This is a genomic window from Serratia sp. NGAS9 (genome assembly GCF_009905295.1).
Classification (GTDB): domain Bacteria; phylum Pseudomonadota; class Gammaproteobacteria; order Enterobacterales; family Enterobacteriaceae; genus Serratia; species Serratia bockelmannii.
This window is the reverse complement of the sequence record NZ_CP047605.1, coordinates 1,188,958-1,207,388: the sequence shown is the minus strand read 5'-3', so window position 1 is coordinate 1,207,388 and position 18,431 is coordinate 1,188,958. Positions and strand designations below refer to the sequence as shown.

General features: G+C 60.1%; 17 protein-coding genes. 1 reads left to right on the top strand and 16 read right to left on the bottom strand.

Translation table 11 applies throughout. From position 1 onward, the window contains the following. Positions 1-55 precede the first annotated feature (55 nt). The 8 genes from sucD to sdhC form a co-directional block, all read right to left on the bottom strand. Positions 56-928, bottom strand: coding sequence for a succinate--CoA ligase subunit alpha (gene sucD / locus GUC32_RS05705; RefSeq protein WP_004939878.1), 873 nt, complete (start codon positions 926-928; stop codon positions 56-58). Beyond that, entirely contained in the window at positions 928-2,094 is a 1,167-nt protein-coding gene (gene sucC / locus GUC32_RS05700; RefSeq protein WP_025301883.1) for an ADP-forming succinate--CoA ligase subunit beta, read from the bottom strand. Before sucC ends, sucD begins: the two co-directional genes overlap by 1 nt. Positions 2,095-2,216: 122 nt before the next feature. Continuing rightward, positions 2,217-3,434: a 2-oxoglutarate dehydrogenase complex dihydrolipoyllysine-residue succinyltransferase gene (gene odhB / locus GUC32_RS05695; protein WP_060447623.1), complete on the bottom strand. Its 1,218-nt coding sequence runs from the start codon at positions 3,432-3,434 to the stop codon at positions 2,217-2,219. Positions 3,435-3,497: 63 nt separating this feature from the next. After that, positions 3,498-6,305: a 2-oxoglutarate dehydrogenase E1 component gene (sucA, locus tag GUC32_RS05690; RefSeq protein ID WP_025301881.1), complete on the bottom strand. Its 2,808-nt coding sequence runs from the start codon at positions 6,303-6,305 to the stop codon at positions 3,498-3,500. 275 nt (positions 6,306-6,580) lie between these two features. Next, positions 6,581-7,297, bottom strand: coding sequence for a succinate dehydrogenase iron-sulfur subunit (locus GUC32_RS05685; RefSeq protein ID WP_025301880.1), 717 nt, complete (start codon positions 7,295-7,297; stop codon positions 6,581-6,583). Between the two features lie 16 nt (positions 7,298-7,313). Beyond that, complete coding sequence (sdhA, locus tag GUC32_RS05680) at positions 7,314-9,080, bottom strand: succinate dehydrogenase flavoprotein subunit (RefSeq protein ID WP_015376974.1); 1,767 nt, start codon at positions 9,078-9,080, stop codon at positions 7,314-7,316. After that, complete coding sequence (gene sdhD / locus GUC32_RS05675; protein ID WP_004939891.1) at positions 9,081-9,428, bottom strand: succinate dehydrogenase membrane anchor subunit; 348 nt, start codon at positions 9,426-9,428, stop codon at positions 9,081-9,083. After that, positions 9,422-9,811: a succinate dehydrogenase cytochrome b556 subunit gene (sdhC, locus tag GUC32_RS05670; RefSeq protein WP_004939893.1), complete on the bottom strand. Its 390-nt coding sequence runs from the start codon at positions 9,809-9,811 to the stop codon at positions 9,422-9,424. Before sdhC ends, sdhD begins: the two co-directional genes overlap by 7 nt. Positions 9,812-10,540: 729 nt before the next feature. Between sdhC and GUC32_RS05665 the strand changes: the two genes are divergently transcribed. Beyond that, positions 10,541-11,833: a citrate synthase gene (locus GUC32_RS05665; protein WP_016928730.1), complete on the top strand. Its 1,293-nt coding sequence runs from the start codon at positions 10,541-10,543 to the stop codon at positions 11,831-11,833. A gap of 57 nt (positions 11,834-11,890) precedes the next feature. On the opposite strand, the gene nei is transcribed toward GUC32_RS05665, so the two are convergent. The 8 genes from nei to GUC32_RS05625 form a co-directional block, all read right to left on the bottom strand. Continuing rightward, positions 11,891-12,682 (bottom strand): endonuclease VIII, encoded by a 792-nt coding sequence (nei, locus tag GUC32_RS05660; RefSeq protein ID WP_089180628.1) that lies wholly within the window; start codon positions 12,680-12,682, stop codon positions 11,891-11,893. 54 nt (positions 12,683-12,736) lie between these two features. After that, entirely contained in the window at positions 12,737-13,381 is a 645-nt protein-coding gene (gene pcp, locus GUC32_RS05655; RefSeq protein WP_016928732.1) for a pyroglutamyl-peptidase I, read from the bottom strand. Positions 13,382-13,389: 8 nt separating this feature from the next. Then, a complete protein-coding gene (locus GUC32_RS05650; protein WP_033641071.1) occupies positions 13,390-14,409 on the bottom strand; it encodes a DUF979 domain-containing protein in 1,020 nt (339 codons plus the stop codon). Continuing rightward, positions 14,406-15,137, bottom strand: a complete 732-nt coding sequence (locus GUC32_RS05645; RefSeq protein ID WP_049205779.1) for a DUF969 domain-containing protein — start codon at positions 15,135-15,137, stop codon at positions 14,406-14,408. Before GUC32_RS05645 ends, GUC32_RS05650 begins: the two co-directional genes overlap by 4 nt. Before the next feature lie 62 nt (positions 15,138-15,199). Continuing rightward, positions 15,200-15,940: a 5-oxoprolinase subunit PxpA gene (pxpA, locus tag GUC32_RS05640; protein WP_025301876.1), complete on the bottom strand. Its 741-nt coding sequence runs from the start codon at positions 15,938-15,940 to the stop codon at positions 15,200-15,202. Next, entirely contained in the window at positions 15,930-16,862 is a 933-nt protein-coding gene (gene pxpC, locus GUC32_RS05635; RefSeq protein WP_369435602.1) for a 5-oxoprolinase subunit PxpC, read from the bottom strand. Before pxpC ends, pxpA begins: the two co-directional genes overlap by 11 nt. Further along, positions 16,856-17,512: a 5-oxoprolinase subunit PxpB gene (pxpB, locus tag GUC32_RS05630; RefSeq protein ID WP_025301874.1), complete on the bottom strand. Its 657-nt coding sequence runs from the start codon at positions 17,510-17,512 to the stop codon at positions 16,856-16,858. The genes pxpC and pxpB overlap by 7 nt, the downstream gene beginning before the upstream one ends. Positions 17,513-17,671: 159 nt before the next feature. Then, a complete protein-coding gene (locus GUC32_RS05625) occupies positions 17,672-18,415 on the bottom strand; it encodes a type 2 GTP cyclohydrolase I (RefSeq protein ID WP_025301873.1) in 744 nt (247 codons plus the stop codon). Between the last annotated feature and the right edge of the window lie 16 nt (positions 18,416-18,431).

The following is an 18,431-nucleotide window of genomic DNA, read 5'->3' as shown; positions in this document are numbered from 1 at the left end:
GGCCACCCAATGGGTGGCCAAACATGTCGAGATATTATTATTTCGTACTAAGATCTTAGCGCTTCAGCACCGCTTTTACCGCATCGCCGATGTCCGCCAGGCTGCGAACGGTTTTCACGCCCGCCGCTTCCAGCGCAGCAAACTTCTCGTCCGCTGTGCCCTTGCCGCCTGCGATGATGGCGCCCGCGTGGCCCATACGCTTGCCTTTCGGCGCGGTTACGCCGGCGATGTAGCCGACAACCGGTTTGGTGACGTGTTCTTTGATGTAAGCTGCCGCTTCTTCTTCAGCGCTGCCGCCGATCTCACCGATCATCACGATCGCTTCGGTCTGCGGATCCTGTTGGAACATCTTCAGGATATCGATGAAGTTGGAGCCCGGGATCGGGTCGCCGCCGATACCCACGCAGGTGGACTGGCCCAGACCGGCATCGGTGGTTTGTTTCACCGCTTCATAGGTCAGGGTACCGGAGCGGGAAACGATGCCCACTTTGCCCGGCAGGTGGATGTGGCCAGGCATGATGCCGATTTTGCACTCGCCCGGGGTGATCACGCCAGGGCAGTTCGGCCCGATCATGCGCACACCGGCTTCGTCCAGCTTCACTTTCACGGTCAGCATATCCAGGGTCGGGATGCCTTCGGTGATGGTGATGATCAGTTTGATGCCGGCATCGATCGCTTCCAGGATGGAGTCTTTGCAGAACGGCGCTGGAACGTAGATGACCGAGGCAGTCGCGCCGGTCGCTTCAACCGCTTCGCGCACGGTGTTGAACACCGGCAGACCCAGATGCTGAGTGCCACCTTTGCCCGGAGTGACGCCGCCAACCATTTTGGTGCCGTAAGCGATAGCTTGTTCGGAGTGGAAAGTCCCCTGGCTACCGGTGAAGCCCTGGCAAATTACTTTGGTGTTTTTATCGATTAAGATGGACATTATTTACCCTCCACTGCTGCAACAACTTGCTGAGCCGCATCAGTCAGGCTGGTCGCAGCAATGATATTCAGGCCGCTGTCCGCCAGTTTCTTGGCGCCCAGTTCGGCATTGTTCCCTTCCAGGCGCACCACGACCGGGACGTTAACGCCCACTTCGGCCACTGCGCCGATGATGCCGTCGGCGATCAGATCGCAACGTACGATACCACCGAAGATGTTAACCAGAACCGCTTTCACCTTGTCATCGGACAGGATGATTTTGAACGCTTCGGTCACGCGCTCTTTGGTCGCGCCGCCGCCAACGTCCAGGAAGTTGGCCGGTTCGCCGCCGTGCAGTTTAACGATGTCCATAGTGCCCATCGCCAGACCGGCGCCGTTAACCATGCAGCCGATGTTGCCGTCGAGGGCAACGTAGTTCAGCTCCCACTGAGCAGCACGGGATTCGCGCTCGTCTTCCTGCGAAGGGTCACGCATTTCACGCAGTTCCGGCTGGCGGAACAGGGCGTTACCGTCGGCGCCCAGTTTGCCGTCCAGGCACACCAGATCGCCCTGCTTGGTGATCACCAGCGGGTTGATCTCAACCATCGCCAGATCGCGCTCCAGGAACAGCGTCGCCAGGCCCATGAAGATCTTGGCGAACTGGCTGACTTGCTTACCGGTCAGACCCAGTTTGAAGGCCAGCTCACGGCCCTGATAAGGCTGTGGACCCGCCAGCGGATCGATGGTCATTTTGTGGATCAGTTCTGGGGTTTCTTCCGCCACCTTCTCGATTTCCACGCCGCCTTCGGTAGACGCCATGAACACCACGCGACGGGTAGAACGATCCACTACCGCGCCCAGGTACAGCTCTTTATCGATGTCGGTCGCCGCTTCTACCAGGATCTGGTGAACCGGCTGGCCCAGCGCGTCAGTCTGGTAAGTCACCAGACGCTTGCCCAACCAGGCTTCCGCGAAAGCACGGATATCTTCTTTGCTGTTGACGACTTTAACGCCGCCCGCTTTACCGCGGCCGCCAGCATGAACCTGACATTTCACCACCCACGGGCCGGAGCCGATTTTGGATGCGGCTTCTTCTGCTTCACGCGGAGTGGTACAGGCGTAACCGGTTGGTGCCGGCATGCCATACCGAGCAAACAGCTGTTTTGCCTGATATTCGTGTAAATTCATGATGTTCTATCCATTCAGTTCTGAAGGTTTTTAGCCGGACCATTATTACGCGGTAAACCGCATGGTTTTCCGGCCACATAGCACAGAGTGCGGGCGCGGCACGCCGCGCCCGGCAAGGGTTACTAGACGTCCAGCAGCAGACGAGCCGGATCTTCCAGCATCTCTTTGACCGTCACCAGATAGCCGACGGATTCTTTACCGTCGATCAGGCGGTGGTCATAAGACAGCGCCAGATACATCATCGGCTGGATCACCACCTGACCATTGACCGCCATTGGGCGATCTTTGATGGCGTGCATGCCCAGGATGGCGCTCTGCGGCGGGTTGATGATCGGGGTAGACATCAGGGAGCCGAATACGCCGCCGTTGGTAATGGTGAAGTTACCGCCGGTCAGCTCTTCAACGGTCAGTTTGCCGTCGCGGCCCTTAACGGCCAGCTCTTTGATTTTCTTCTCGATGTCAGCCATGCTCATGGCGTCTACATCGCGCAGTACCGGCGTCACCAGGCCGCGCGGGGTAGAAACCGCGATGCTGATGTCGAAGTAGTTGTGGTAAACCACGTCGGAACCGTCGATCGACGCGTTCACTTCCGGGAAGCGCTTCAGCGCTTCAACCACGGCCTTGATGTAGAAGGACATGAAGCCCAGACGCACGCCGTGGCGCTTCTCGAAGGCTTCGCCGTACTGCTTGCGCAGGTCCATGATCGGCTGCATGTTGATTTCGTTGAAGGTGGTCAGCATCGCGGTGCTGTTCTTCGCCTCCAGCAGACGCTCGGCAACGCGTTTGCGCAGGCGGGTCATCGGCACGCGTTTTTCGCTGCGGCCGGCCAGAACAGGCTGCGGTGCGGCTTCAGCGGCGGCGGCCGGTTTGGCAGCGGCGCCGCCTTTGGCCAGGTGCGCTTCCACGTCTTCACGCGTGATGCGGCCACCCACACCGGTGCCTTTGATGGCGCCAGCATCGAGATCGTGTTCAGCAATCAGGCGGCGAATCGCCGGGCTGAGCGCGTCATTGCTTTCTTCTTCCAGGCTCGCGGTAGCGCGCTGTGCAGGCGTGGCTTCTTTCTCTTGGCTCTTCTCAGCGGTCGGCTTGCCGGAGCTGTCGCCCGGACGGATGCGGCCGAGCAGCTGGCGAGACAGCACGGTCGCGCCCTCTTCTTCCACGATAGCATCGAGAATACCCGCTTCACTGGCCGGCACTTCCAACACCACTTTGTCGGTTTCGATTTCAACCAGGACTTCATCACGCTGCACGCTGTCGCCCGGTTTTTTGTGCCAGGTGGCTACGGTCGCATCGGCAACCGATTCAGGAAGGTCAGGAACCAGAATATCTACGCTACTCATTTAGCTTTCCCTTAAGTTTTTTATCATCTGCTTGCCGGCCCTCGGCCAGCAAGCGAGCGAACATTAGTCAATATTCAGCGCGTCGTTCACCAGAGCCTGCTGCTGCTTCTGGTGTACGGACATATAGCCCACCGCCGGAGAGGCGGAGGCCGGACGTCCTGCGTAACGTAAAGAAGCCCCGAACGGCACCACTTCACGGAAGTTGTGTTGGCTGCAGTACCAGGCGCCCTGGTTCAGCGGCTCTTCCTGACACCAGACGAAATCATGCACGTGCGAGTATTGTTCCAGCACGGCCTGCACGGCCTGATGCGGGAACGGATACAGCTGCTCGATACGCACGATGGCCACGTCTTTCTGCTCGTTCTTGCGACGCTGTTCCAGCAGGTCGTAGTAGACCTTGCCGGAGCACAGCACGACGCGCTTGACCGCTTTCGGATCCAAGTCGTCGATCTCGCCGATCGCCGGCAGGAAGGTGCCGTTGGCCAGCTCGTCCAGCGAAGAAATCGCCAGCGGGTGACGCAGCAGCGACTTCGGCGACATCACCACCAGCGGACGGCGCATACCGCGCAGCGCCTGACGACGCAGCATATGGTAAACCTGCGCCGGCGTAGACGGGACGCACACCTGCATGTTCTGCTCTGCGCACAGCTGCAGATAGCGTTCCAGACGCGCGGAAGAGTGCTCAGGGCCCTGGCCTTCATAGCCGTGCGGCAGCAGCATCACCAGGCCGCACATACGGCCCCATTTTTGCTCGCCGGAGCTGATGAACTGGTCGATAACGACCTGTGCGCCGTTGGCGAAGTCACCGAACTGCGCTTCCCAGATGGTCAGCGTGCGCGGTTCCGCCGTGGCGTAGCCGTATTCGAACGCCAGCACCGCCTCTTCAGACAGCACGGAGTCCCAGACCTTGAATTCGCCCTGGCCGCTGTGAATATTCGCCAGCGGAACATAGACGGAACCGTTTTTCTGGTTGTGCACCACCGCGTGACGGTGGAAGAAGGTGCCGCGGCCGGCGTCTTCACCGGAGATGCGGATCGGGATGCCTTCATCCGCCATGGTCGCGTAAGCCAGCGTTTCGGCAGCGCCCCAGTCGAACGGCTTGTTGCCCGCCGCCATCTCGGCGCGGTCAGCGTAGATTTTCGCCACGCGCGACTGCATTTCAATCGCTTCCGGCACGGTGCTGATGCGACGTGCCAGCTCTTGCAGGCGCTTCATCTCAACCTTGCTCGGGTACTCCTCGTCCCACTCATGGTTCAGATACGGTGACCAGGTGAAGGAGTGCAGGTTCATCGGACGCCACTCTTCAACCACGCAATCGCCGCGGTCGAGCGCGTCGCGGTACAGGTTGACCATTTCCGTGGCATCTTCCAGACTGGCCACTTTCTGCTCGGTCAGCACGTCAGCGTAGATTTTGCGCGGCGTAGGGTGTTTCTTGATCTTCTGATACATCACCGGCTGGGTAGCGCTCGGCTCGTCGGCCTCGTTGTGCCCATGGCGACGGTAGCAGACCAGATCGATCATCACGTCACGCTTAAAGGTGTTACGGAAATCCAACGCCAGGCGGGTGACGAAGGCCACGGCCTCCGGATCGTCCGCGTTAACGTGGAAGATCGGCGACTGAACCATTTTGGCGATGTCGGTGCAGTATTCGGTAGAGCGCGCATCCAGCGGGTTGGAGGTGGTGAAGCCAACCTGGTTGTTGATGACGATACGCACGGTGCCGCCCACTTCGTAACCGCGAGCCTGAGACATGTTCAGGGTTTCCTGAACCACGCCCTGGCCGGTGATGGCGGCGTCGCCGTGGATGGTGATCGGCAGCACCATGTTGCTGCGCGCTTCGTCCAGACGATCGCGACGGGCACGTACCGAGCCCATGACCACCGGGCTGACGATCTCCAGGTGCGACGGGTTGAACGCCAGCGCCAGGTGAACCATGCCGCCTTCGGTTTCCACGTCGGAAGAGAAGCCCTGGTGATATTTCACGTCACCGGTGCCGAGGTGTTCTTTATGCTTACCGGCGAATTCGTCGAACAGATCGGCCGGCTTTTTGCCCAGCACGTTGATCAGCACGTTCAGACGGCCGCGGTGGGCCATGCCCAACACCACTTCGCGCGTGCCGTTCTTACCGGCGTGGCGCACCATCTCTTTCAGCATCGGCACCAACGCGTCGCCGCCTTCCAGCGAGAAGCGTTTGGCGCCCGGGAATTTGGCGCCCAGGTAGCGTTCCAGGCCTTCCGCCGCAGTCAGCTCGTTCAGGAAACGGCGTTTTTCGTCGGCGGTAAAGCTGGCGCGCCCCACCACCGATTCGATACGCTGCTGGATCCAGCGTTTCTCTTCGGTGTTGGTGATATGCATGTACTCAGCACCGATCGACCCGCAATAGGTCTGCTTCAGCGCGGCGTACAGATCGCCCAGCTTCATGGTTTCTTTGCCGATGGCGAAAGAGCCCACGTTGAAGGTTTCCTGGAAATCGGCTTCGGTCAGGTTGTGGTAAGCGGGATCAAGGTCAGGAACTTGCTCGCGCTGCCACAGGCCGAGCGGATCGAGGTTGGCATGCTGATGCCCGCGGAAGCGGAAGGCGTTGATCAGCTGCAGTACCTTGACCTGTTTGGCGTCGGTTTCCGGATCGGTGATGGTGGTATTGTAGCGCGCGGAGTCTTTCGCCAGGCGGCGGAAGTAATCGCGCGTTTGAGAGTGAAGCTGATCGGGTTTGACACCCGCGGTTGGTAGCTGTTGAAAAATGGAACGCCAGCTATCTTCAACGGAACCCGGATCGGTTAAGAAGTCTTCATAGAGCTGCTCTATGTAAGACTGGTTCGCGCCCGCCAGATAGGAGGAATCCAGCCAGGCCTTCATTGCGCCGTTCTGCATCATGATCCCTTAAGCTTTGAAGCTTTAGTTTTCGCCGTGGTTAACATAATTACCGTGATGAATACGGTTTGCCGTAAAACGGTTCACTCGACGTACTTGCGGCCATGACGGCCCGATACGTTCTGTTATGGACCTTGCGGTCCCTTACAAGGAACCTCTAAAAACCGGCGGAAGAACCAGGCTGCATAGCGCCGCAGCCGCGGGTCAGTTTTTAGAGGTTCCCTCCCCTATGGGATGTGCGCCGGAAAAGAGCCCGGCGCAGCATCTCATTCCGTTTATGCGCCGCGTTGCAGCAGCATGGACTTGATATGCCCGATCGCACGCGTCGGGTTCAAGCCTTTAGGACATACACTGACACAATTCATAATGCTATGGCAGCGGAAAACACTAAAAGCGTCGTCCAGATCATCTAAACGTTCTTGCGTTTCCGTGTCACGGCTGTCGATCAGGAAGCGATACGCCGCCAACAGACCGGCTGGGCCAATGAACTTGTCCGGGTTCCACCAGAACGATGGGCAAGAGGTCGAGCAACAGGCGCACAGGATGCACTCGTACAGACCGTCCAGCTTGGCGCGTTGGTCCGGCGACTGCAGGTGCTCGCGCGCCGGCGGGTTCTTGCCGTCGTTCAGCAGGTATGGCTTGATCTTTTCATACTGGGTATAGAACTGGCCCATATCCACCACCAGATCGCGCACCACCGGCAGGCCCGGCAGCGGACGGATCACGATCTTGCCGTTGCCTTTGCGCAGCGACGAAATCGGGGTGATGCACGCCAGGCCGTTTTTACCGTTCATGTTCAGGCCATCGGAACCGCATACGCCTTCACGGCATGAGCGACGGAACGACAGGGTCGGGTCTTTTTCTTTCAACTGGATCAACGCATCCAGCAGCATCATGTCGCGACCTTCTTCCGCTTCCAGGGTGTAATCCTGCATGTGCGGCGCGTCATCGACATCCGGGTTGTAGCGATAAATGGAAAATTCGAGTTTCATCTGTCGATCTCCGCAATTAGTAAGAACGCACTTTCGGCGGGAATGCCGGGCGCAGCTTCGGTTGCATGTTCACTTCACGACGCGTCATGCTTTCCGATTGCGGCAGATACAGCGAATGGCACAGCCAGTTGGCGTCATCGCGTTCCGGGTAGTCGAAGCGGCTGTGTGCGCCACGGCTCTCGGTACGGAAGTTGGCCGACACAGCGGTGGAATACGCGGTCTCCATCAGGTTATCCAACTCCAGGCACTCGATGCGCTGGGTGTTGAACTCGCTGGAGGTATCGTCCAGGCGTGCGTTCTTCAGACGTTCACGGATCACTTTCAGTTCTTCCAGGCCCTTGGCCATCGCATCGCCTTCACGGAATACCGAGAAGTTGTGCTGCATGCAAGACTGCAGCGCTTTGCGAATTTCGACCGGGTCTTCACCGGAACGGGTGTTGTTCCAACGGTTCAGACGGTCCAACGAGGCTTCCACGTCGGAGTCGCTGGCGTCACGGCTCACGCCCTGCTCTTCCAGCGATTCCTGCAGGTGCATGCCGGCGGAACGGCCGAACACCACCAGGTCGAGCAGCGAGTTGCCGCCCAGGCGGTTGGCGCCGTGCACCGATACGCAGGCGATTTCGCCCACGGCGAACAGCCCCGGGATCACCACGTCTTCGCCCTTCTCGTTCACGGTCAGCGCCTGGCCGGTCACCTTGGTCGGAATCCCGCCCATCATATAGTGACAGGTTGGGATAACCGGGATCGGCTCTTTCACCGGATCGACGTGCGCGAAGGTGCGGGACAGCTCCAGAATGCCCGGCAGACGGGATTCCAGTACCTCTTTGCCCAGGTGATCCAGCTTCAGCTTGGCGTGCGGGCCCCAAGGACCGTCGCAACCGCGGCCTTCGCGGATTTCGATCATGATCGAACGGGCAACCACGTCGCGGCCCGCCAGATCTTTGGCATTCGGCGCATAACGCTCCATGAAGCGCTCGCCGTGTTTGTTCAGCAGGTAACCGCCTTCGCCGCGGCAGCCTTCAGTCACCAGTACGCCCGCGCCAGCGATGCCGGTCGGGTGGAACTGCCACATTTCCATGTCCTGCACCGGCACGCCAGCGCGCAGCGCCATGCCGACACCGTCGCCGGTGTTGATGTGGGCGTTGGTGGTGGACTGATAAATACGGCCTGCGCCGCCGGTCGCCAGCACGGTGGCCTTGGCTTTGAAGTAAACCACTTCACCGGTTTCGATGCAGATAGCCGTGGTGCCGACCACCGCGCCATCCTGGTTTTTCACCAGATCGAGCGCATACCACTCGGAGAAGATGGTGGTGTGGTTTTTCAGGTTCTGTTGGTACAGGGTGTGCAACAGCGCGTGACCGGTACGGTCGGCTGCGGCTGCGGTACGCGCCGCCTGCTCGCCGCCGAAGTTCAGCGACTGACCGCCGAACGGGCGCTGATAAATGCGGCCGTCGTCCAGACGAGAGAACGGCAGGCCCATGTGTTCCAGTTCCAAAATTGCTTCCGGGCCGGTTTTACACATATATTCGATGGCGTCCTGGTCACCGATATAGTCGGACCCTTTCACCGTGTCGTACATATGCCATTCCCAGTTGTCCTCGTGGCTGTTGCCCAGCGCGACGGTAATGCCGCCCTGTGCAGACACGGTATGGGAACGGGTCGGGAAAACTTTGGACAGCAGGGCACAGGTCGAGCCCGCTTGGGAAATTTGCAGCGCGGCACGCATGCCCGCACCGCCGGCGCCGATTACGACGGCATCAAACTCTCTGACTGGCAGTTTCATTTAAGCACCCCACACTACGATTGTTCCGTACAGTAAATAGACCAGCAACGCGACCACGACAGCCAGCTGCAACACCAGGCGAACCGCCAGCGGCTTGACGTAGTCCGTCAGCACCTGCCACAGCCCGATCCAGGCGTGCACCAGAATCGACAGCAAGGTCAGCAGAGTGAACACTTTCGTAATGGAAGTGGCGAAGAAACCGCGCCAAATGTCATAAGTGAGTTCCGGAGCCGTGACGAAAAAGCCCAGGATATACAGGACGTACAGGGTGATGATGATCGCGGAAGCACGCAGCAGCAGCCAATCGTGCACGCCGTTGCGCCCTAATGCAGAAACGTTGTTTACCATACGAGGACTCCAGCCAGAACTGACAGCACGACGGTCAGACCGATCGCCACCTGGGCGGAACGGGTACCGGCGGCCAAACTCTCTTCGATGTAGCCAAAATCCATTAACAAGTGACGGATGCCACCGCAAATGTGATAGGCCAGCGCCGTGAGGATGCCCCAGAATATGAATTTGACGATGAAGCTATTCATGATGGCGGCCGCCTGCAGGAACCCCTCTTGGGAAGAGAGTGACAGGCCCAGCAGCCAGAGGAGGATACCCACGGCAACGAAGGTAATTACGCCAGAGACTCGGTGTAAGATAGACGCTATCGCAGTTACGGGGAACCGGATCGTTTGCAGATCCAAGTTGACAGGTCGTTGTTTTTTCACGTATTTGCCCACACAGCTCTTATTATTTTCCTTCCTCCGGGCCTGGGCGGGGATCAGACAGCGTTAAGAGCCTAAAACCCTTACACGTCACGCGCTCAAACATCAACATCCTCTGTGCTCAAACGGCGCGCATTTATAACGCTGGGTGCTCCTACTTCAGGGTAATCCGGAGACCTGGCGGCAGTATAGGAGGATCACATTCTGATTACAATTCTCATACAACCGCTTTGATAACATTTCCCCCGAACAGTGATTCAGATCACGGATTTCACAATTAGTGCAAAATTAATTATCTGATTTGACAAGAGATCAACATTTCCATTACATATAGGGGCACAAACGGTCCTATGATGCGCTATGGGTCAGCAGATACACTTCCTCCCGGGTTCGAGTTATGCAACAGTGTATTTGGCGAACCTATCCCAATAGACGTTGTTTCCCGCTCGAGTTTGCCGGCGTCAAAAGCAAATAAAGCACATAAAAACAGATTATTGGGATAGGTTCACATCTCTTCGAACAGCTCATAGGTAAGATTAACAGACTATAACGAATTACTCTGAATCGTTAACAACTGGTCACCCGTCTCGTTCGCCTGGTCAGCACTCTGTACCCTACCCGCGCACAGTTGCGCAGTCGCTCACAGAGTTAGCGTCCGCACCATTTTTTGCGGGCAACCTGCAGAGATTTAAGGTATTTCAGTTGTTAGTGGTTTTTTAAAATAAGGCGCTAAGGAGACAGTAAATGACTGATAAGAAAGCGACGCTAACCATTAACGACAGCGAAGCTCCGATCGAACTGGGCGTATTGACACCGACACTGGGCCCTGATGTCCTCGATGTCCGCGCTCTGGGTTCCAAAGGTTATTTCACATTTGATCCCGGCTTTACCTCCACCGCTTCTTGCGAATCCAAGATTACCTTCATCGACGGCGACAAAGGCGTGCTGCTGCACCGCGGCTTCCCTATCGAGCAGCTGGCGAAAGAATCTTCCTACCTGGAAGTGTGCTACATCCTGCTGTACGGCGAGACCCCAACGCCGGAAGAGTTCGAAACCTTCAAGACGACCGTAACCCGTCACACCATGATCCACGACCAGATCACCCATCTGTTCCGTGGCTTCCGTCGCGACTCGCACCCGATGGCGGTGCTGTGCGGCGTGACCGGTGCGCTGGCGGCGTTCTACCACGATGCGCTGGACGTCAACAACGAACGTCACCGCGAAATCACCGCGTTCCGCCTGCTGTCCAAAATGCCGACCGTGGCCGCGATGTGCTACAAATACTCCCTGGGCCAGCCGTTCGTTTACCCGCGCAACGATCTGTCCTATGCCGGCAACTTCCTGCACATGATGTTCGCCACCCCGTGCGAAGAGTACGTGGTGAACCCGGTGCTGGAACGCGCCATGGACCGCATCCTGATCCTACACGCCGACCATGAGCAGAACGCCTCTACCTCGACCGTGCGCACCGCCGGCTCTTCCGGCGCCAACCCGTTCGCCTGCATCGCGGCCGGTATCGCCTCCCTGTGGGGGCCGGCACACGGCGGCGCCAACGAAGCGGCGCTGAAAATGCTGGAAGAGATCAAGACCGTCGAGCACATTCCAGAGTTCATCAAGCGCGCCAAGGACAAGAACGACTCTTTCCGCCTGATGGGCTTCGGCCACCGCGTGTACAAGAACTACGATCCGCGTGCCACCGTGATGCGCGAAACCTGTCACGAAGTGCTGAAAGAGCTGAACAAGAAGGACGACAACCTGCTGCAGGTCGCGATGGAGCTGGAACACATCGCGCTGAACGACCCGTACTTCATCGAGAAGAAACTGTACCCGAACGTCGACTTCTACTCAGGCATCATCCTGAAGGCGATGGGCATTCCTTCTTCCATGTTCACCGTGATCTTCGCCATCGCACGCACCATCGGCTGGATCGCCCACTGGAACGAAATGCACGACGAAGGCATCAAAATTGCCCGTCCGCGTCAGCTGTACACCGGCTATGCCGAGCGTGATTTCAAATCCCAGCTGAAAAACAAGTAAGCCGCTTTCCTGGCTGAAACCGCACAGCGCCGCCCCTTCGGGCGGCGTTTTTTTTGGTTATTTCTGGCAGCCCGGGCACCAATAAAACGGCCGCGATGACAGCTCGGTGCGCACAATCATCGCGCCGCAGCGTTCGCAAGGCTCACCGCTGCGATGAAATACCTTGAAGCGAAACAGCGCGCCGTGATGCCGGTTGTCATCCGCCTGCCCGCGCGTCTGGTAGGAAAGGCGCGGCACTGCCAGCAACGCCTCCGCCAGACGGCGCAGCGCCTCTGGCGTCAGATCCTGCGGTTTATGCTGCGGCGCCAGTTCGGCCTGCCACAGGATTTCGGCACGCAGATAATTGCCCAATCCGGCAAGAAACGCCTGGTCGAGCAGCATGCCGCCCAGCTGCCTGCGACGGAAACGCGGCGTCAGCAACCGCTCCGCCACCTCGTCTACCGTCAGCGACATGTCCAACACGTCAGGGCCGATGCGTTGCAAAAACGGGTGTTGTTCTATTTCCTCGCGCGGCCCGACGGTAATGTCGGAAGCGCTGTAGAGCAATATCGCGCTGCGGGCGGTTTCCAGTCGCACCCGCAGATCGCGTTTGGTCTCCGGCGTCTCTCCTGCCGCCGCCACTTTCCACACGCCATACAGCTGGTTATGGCTGTACATCGTCAGCCCATTGGAGAAATGGGTCAGCAGCGCCTTGCCGCGCGGCTCGATGGCGACGATACGCTCGCCGATCAGACGCTGGCGATAGTGTTTCAACTGAGGAAAAGCGAAATCGACGGCGGTCAACGGCTGATCGATCACCGCCGCCGCCAGTTTGTCCGCCGCCCGGCGAATCTCCGGTCCTTCCGGCATAGACCACTCCTTGCGTAGGCCCGGCGCAGCCCGGTGCGCCGGGAGTGTTCTTGATTAATGCGTCGCGCCGCCCACCACTTTCAGATCGTGTTCCACCTGCAAAGCAATGGAAACGGCCAGCTCCAGCGCAAACAGCACCGTCGAAGCCGCCATGCTCGGCGCACCGGGGTGGGCCGCCGCCTGTTCCGGCAGGTACGGAATATGGATAAAGCCGCCCTTCACCTCACGCTGGCCGCTCAAACGGTGCAGCAGCCCATACATCACATGGTTGCACACGTAGGTGCCGGCAGTCTGCGAAACGGCGGCCGGAATGCCAGCTTCGCGCATCGAACTGACCATCGCTTTGATCGGCAAGGTGCTGAAATAGGCCGCCGGACCGCCGGCGACGATCGGCTCGTCCACCGGCTGCTGCCCCTGATTGTCGGGAATGCGCGCATCGTCGACGTTGATCGCCACCCGTTCAATCGTGATATCGGTGCGGCCGCCGGCCTGGCCGATAGCCAGCACCATCACCGGCTGCACCTCATCGATCGCCGCATTGAGCGCCTCCAGCGCCGCGCCGAACACGCACGGCAGCTGGCGCGCCACGATGCGTGTGCCGACCAGCTCCATATCATTGAGCTGCTTCACCACTTCCCAGGAGGGGTTAAGGCGTTCTCCGCCAAACGGCTCAAAGCCGGTAATCAATACTTTTTGCATCCTTACTCCTACAGGAACATCAGGAAATACAGCAGGAACACGTTAACCAACAGCAACAGCACGCCGGTCGGCACCTGCGCCTTGATCACCGCATTCTTGTCCGGCAACTCCAGCAGCGCCGCCGGCACGATGTTGAAGTTCGCCGCCATCGGCGTCATCAGGGTGCCGCAATAGCCGGAGAACATACCGATCGCCGCCATCACCGCCGGGTTGCCGCCATGCTGCAATACCAGGATCGGAATGCCGATGCCGGCGGTAACGATCGGGAAAGCGGCGAAGGCGTTGCCCATCACCATGGTCAGCACCGCCATACCGATAGCGTAGACCGCCACGGCGATAAAGCGGTTATCGACCGCCAGATACTCCTGGGTCAAATGCGAGATCGCAGTACCAACGCCAGCGACGGTAAACAGCAGCCCCAGCGTGGCGAGGATCTGCGGCAGAATGAACGCCCAGCCGATCGAATCCAGCAGGCGCCGCGCTTCCTGCACCGGCTGCAACGCCTTCTCATGGGTCATTTTCACCGCGATCGCCAGGCCAATCAGGCAGCCGACGGTCATCGAGAACAGCGTGATCAGCGTCGCGTGGTTACCGCTGCCGAACACCGCGCTTTGCAACGCCGGAATGTTGTTGAACAGCAGCACGCCGATCACCGTCACCACCGGGATCGCCAACGCGGGGATAAACAGCTTGTTGCCCAAACGCTTGGCGCTGGTCTCGCGCTCCTGCGGCGTTCGCTGATGATAGCTGCCGAGGCGCACACCGCCGAAGCCGGCGATCAGGGCCATCACCACCACCACCCCGCCAACGATGATGTGCAGCATGCGTTTCTCGTTACTGCCCTCGCCCAGTACGTCGCCCAGCAGGCGGTAAGTCCAGTCGCCGACCAGGAATACCAGGCCGTACAACCCCCAAAACAGCCCGGTGGTGATGCGGCGCGGGTTGGCGCGATCGCGGAAGGACATCACCGCCACAATCAGCAGCACCGCGCCGGCCAGCCAGTAGAGATATTGTTGCTGGAAGTTCATCGCGCCTCCCCCTTCGCCTGCAGCGCCGCCTGATTCAGCTGCGCCAGCTCGGCGCTCAGCTGTTTATCCATCCGATACAGCCGGCACGCGTGGATCAGGAAAGCGAAAATCGCGGTCGGAATGCCCCACAGCGCGATATGCAGCGGCTCGGTCTGGATGCCGCCGGACTCCAGCATAAAGTTGTGCATGAAGATGATCGCGCCGAAGGCCACGAAGATATCTTCGCCGAAGAACAGCCCGACGTTGTCGGTCGCGGCCGACATGGCGCGCAGGCGGTGGCGCGTACGCTCCGGCAGTTCGCCATAGCGGTTTTCCGTTGCCCCTTCCGCCATCGGTGCCAGCAGCGGCCGCACCATCTGCGGATGCCCGCCCAGGCTGGTCAACCCCATCGCCGCGGTGATCTCGCGCACGAACAGGTACACGATCAGCAAACGGCCGGCGGTGGCGCTTTTGATCTTGGCGATCCATGCCTGCGCCCGCTCCTTCAGCCCGTGGCGCTCCAGCAGGCCGATCACCGCCAGCGGCAGCAGCAGGATCAGCGGCAGGTTGCGGGTGTTGAGAAAGCCCTCGCCGAGCTTTTCCAGAATGACGTCCAGCGGCATCAGCGCCGCCAAACCGGTGATGATACCGGCGGCGATCACCACCAGCACCGGGTTGAAACGCAATACAAACCCGACCACGATAGCGGCGATGCCGATCAGTGGCCAGAGATTCACAGCCTGTTCCATAGTCTTCCCTCGATATTTTCTAATAGTTTTTTGCTTGTGATGTTGTGTCTTGCTTTACGGCTTTATTGCTCCGCGCTGACGCGAATACCCTGTTGAACAAAACTGTCCCGCAGCTTGCGCGCATACGCCAGCGCATGCTCGCCGTCCCCGTGCAGGCAGACAGTTTCCGCCTGAACGGCGGCCCAGACGCCATCCACGCTGCGCACCCGGTGATGGCGCACCATCTCCAGCGTTTGCGCCAGCGCCTGTTCGTCATCCTCGATCAATGCCCCCGGCAAACCGCGCGGCACCAGCGTGCCGTCGGCCTGATAACCGCGATCGGCGAACACCTCCTGCCGGGTGGTCAGACCGAGTTTTTCCCCGGCGCGGATCAGCTCGCTGCCGGCCAGCCCCACCAGCCGCAACGCCGGATCGACCGCCTGCACCGCCCGGGCGATCGCTTCCGCCAGCGCCGGTTCAACCGCCGCCTGGTTATACAGCATGCCGTGCGGCTTAACATGTACCATCACCCCACCCTCGGCGCGTGCGATCGCCGCCAGCGCCCCGAGCTGATACACCACCTGCGCGTACACCGTTTCCGGCGGCAGCTGCATGCGGGTGCGGCCGAAGTTCTCCCGATCGGGAAAACTCGGGTGGGCGCCGATCGCCACGCCGTACTGCAATGCCCAGCGCACCGATTGACGCATGGTCTGCGCATCGCCGGCGTGGAAGCCGCAGGCGATGTTGGCCGAGCTCACCAATTGCAACAGCGCCTGATCGTTGGCGCAGCCTTCGCCGAGATCGGCGTTCAAATCAACGATCATGTAACCCCCAGGCAATCTGTCGAAGGAAGAGATCCTGCTCGGCTTTGGCGCGCTGCGCCTCCGTCAGTGAGCAGAGAACGAAGTGGATCGGTTCGCCGAGACGGATCTGCGCCAAGTGGTAGAGATCGGCTTCGATCACGCAGGCGATACGCGGGTAACCGCCGGTGGTTTGCGCATCGGCCATCAGCACGATCGGCTGGCCGTTATGCGGCACCTGCACCACGCCGGGCATCAGGCCATGCGACAGCATCTCGCGGTCGGTGGTGCGCTCCAGCGGCGTACCGCCGTGCAGGCGGTAGCCCATGCGGTTGCTCTGCGGGCTAAGCTGCCAGGCGGTGCGCCAAAACGTATCCTGCGCCTCTTCGCTGAATTCGGCGTACTCCGGCCCCGGCAGCGCGCGGATGCGGTTGGTGAACAGCAGCTGTTTCACGCCGCAGCGATGTTGCGGTTGAGCGGCTGATTTGCCCAGCGGCAGCCGATCGCCGTCTTTCAGATTACGGCCTTCGTGGCCGCCAAAGGCGGCTTTCATGTCGGTGCTGCACGAGCCCAGCATTTCCGGCACGGCGATACCGCCCGAGATCGCCAGGTAGCTGCGCATGCCGCGTTTCGACGTGCCTAGCGCCAGCCGCTGCCCCTTTTTCACCGGGTAGCGCCAGCCGGTCCACAGCGGCTTGCCGTCCAGCTGCGCGTCGCAGCCGGCGCCGGTCAGGGCAATCCAGCCAGAGCGGGTAAACTCGGCGCTGAACTGGCCGAGCGTGATCTCCAGCCCGGCGGCCTCCGGCGCGTTGCCCACCAGCAGGTTGGCGATCTTCAGCGCCGGTTGATCCAAGGCCCCGCCGGTGCTGATGCCCAGGCGGCGGAATCCCTCGCGGCCCAAATCCTGCACCGTGGTATAGATGCCGGCACGCAGAATAATCAGCATACGCCCTCCTTCTGCGGCACGAAGCGCACGCTATCGCCCGGGCGCAGCAGCGTCGGCGGCATTTCATGCGGATTGAACAACGCCAGCGGCGTGCGGCCAATCAGTTGCCAGCCGCCGGGTGTCACCAGCGGATAGATGCCGGTCTGGCCGCCGCCGATGCCGACGGAGCCGGCCGCCACCGCCAGACGCGGTTCGGCGCGGCGCGGCGTCGCCAATTTTTCCGGCATGCCGCCCAAATAGGAGAAGCCCGGCTGAAAGCCGAGGAAATAGACCACATAGGCCGCCGCCGCGTGGCATTCCACCACCTGCCGCGGGGTCATGCCGGTATGGCGCGCCACGTCATCCAGATCGGGGCCTTGCTCCCCGCCGTAGACCACCGGAATATCCACCTGGCGCGACTCCGGCGTCAGGCGCTCTTTGCTTTCCCAACCCTGCTGCAGCAACGCAAGCATCGCTTCGGCGTCGGCCTGCGGCGTATGCAGCAACAGCGTCAGGTTGTTCATCCCCGGCACCACTTCCCGCACGTCGGGGTGGTGATTCAGCTTTTCCGCCAGCGCCCAGATGCGCTGCTGGCTCGGTAACGTCACCGGCGGCGACAGTTCAAGCACTACCGCTCTTTCACCCAACAGGTAATAACGTGCTTGTTGCACCCTTATTCTCCTTATTATTATCGCGATGAAAAACACACCAGTTATGCGTGACGCGGCCCCGGCTGTCAATAGAACGCAACCATAAGGAAAATAAGGAAATAGCGCGATAAAAGGATTCAGCCGGCGCACAGGCCGGGCTGGATCCGGGGAAGAAAAAAATCAGGCGGGATTCGGGATATCGATAAAGGTCACATCAAAGCCGTGGTGCTGGGCCAGCCAGTCCCCCAACGCTTTCACGCCACCGCGCTCGGTCGCATGGTGACCGGCGGCGAAGAAATGCACGCCCATTTCGCGCGCGCTATGAATGGTCTGTTCAGACACTTCACCGCTGATGAACGCATCGACGCCGAAGCGCGCCGCGCTGTCGATAAAGCCCTGGCCACCGCCGGTGCACCAGGCCACCCGGCGAATGTGCTCAGGCGCGTTATCGCCGCAGTGCAGCACCGCGCGCCCCAGCCGGCTTTCGATACGCTGCTGCAGCGCCTCGCCGGTCAGCGGCTGTTCAAATTCGCCGTGTGGCACCAGCGGCTCGACGTCGCCAATCACCCGAATGCCCAGCGCCTGCGCCAGCTGCGCGTTGTTACCCAGCACCGGATGCGCGTCCAGCGGCAGGTGGTAGCCGTACAGGTTAATATCGTGAGTCAACAGCGTTTTCAGACGATTGCGCTTCATGCCGCGCACCGCCGGCGCCTCATTTTTCCAGAAATAGCCGTGGTGCACGATAATCGCGTCGGCCTGATGCGCCACCGCGGCATCCAGCAGCGCCTGACAGGCGGTGACGCCGGTCACGATGCGCTGCACGTGCGGGCGGCCTTCTACCTGCAATCCGTTAGGGGCGTAGTCCTGAAACGCCGCGGCGTTCAGTTCCGTATTGATCAGTTGTTCCAGATCGAGGTTACGCATTCTCTTCTCTCTTCAT

Coding starts and splice junctions, on each gene's coding strand:
- pxpA (WP_025301876.1), bottom strand. CDS start 15,940: ATGATCGTTGATTTGAACGCCGATCTCGGCGAAGGCTGCGCCAACGAT.
- sdhD (WP_004939891.1), bottom strand. CDS start 9,428: ATGGTAAACAACGTTTCTGCATTAGGGCGCAACGGCGTGCACGATTGG.
- GUC32_RS05625 (WP_025301873.1), bottom strand. CDS start 18,415: ATGCGTAACCTCGATCTGGAACAACTGATCAATACGGAACTGAACGCC.
- sdhA (WP_015376974.1), bottom strand. CDS start 9,080: ATGAAACTGCCAGTCAGAGAGTTTGATGCCGTCGTAATCGGCGCCGGC.
- GUC32_RS05665 (WP_016928730.1), top strand. CDS start 10,541: ATGACTGATAAGAAAGCGACGCTAACCATTAACGACAGCGAAGCTCCG.
- sucD (WP_004939878.1), bottom strand. CDS start 928: ATGTCCATCTTAATCGATAAAAACACCAAAGTAATTTGCCAGGGCTTC.
- GUC32_RS05650 (WP_033641071.1), bottom strand. CDS start 14,409: ATGAACTTCCAGCAACAATATCTCTACTGGCTGGCCGGCGCGGTGCTG.
- sucA (WP_025301881.1), bottom strand. CDS start 6,305: ATGCAGAACGGCGCAATGAAGGCCTGGCTGGATTCCTCCTATCTGGCG.
- GUC32_RS05685 (WP_025301880.1), bottom strand. CDS start 7,297: ATGAAACTCGAATTTTCCATTTATCGCTACAACCCGGATGTCGATGAC.
- odhB (WP_060447623.1), bottom strand. CDS start 3,434: ATGAGTAGCGTAGATATTCTGGTTCCTGACCTTCCTGAATCGGTTGCC.
- sucC (WP_025301883.1), bottom strand. CDS start 2,094: ATGAATTTACACGAATATCAGGCAAAACAGCTGTTTGCTCGGTATGGC.
- nei (WP_089180628.1), bottom strand. CDS start 12,682: ATGCCGGAAGGACCGGAGATTCGCCGGGCGGCGGACAAACTGGCGGCG.
- pxpC (WP_369435602.1), bottom strand. CDS start 16,862: ATGCTGATTATTCTGCGTGCCGGCATCTATACCACGGTGCAGGATTTG.
- GUC32_RS05645 (WP_049205779.1), bottom strand. CDS start 15,137: ATGGAACAGGCTGTGAATCTCTGGCCACTGATCGGCATCGCCGCTATC.
- pcp (WP_016928732.1), bottom strand. CDS start 13,381: ATGCAAAAAGTATTGATTACCGGCTTTGAGCCGTTTGGCGGAGAACGC.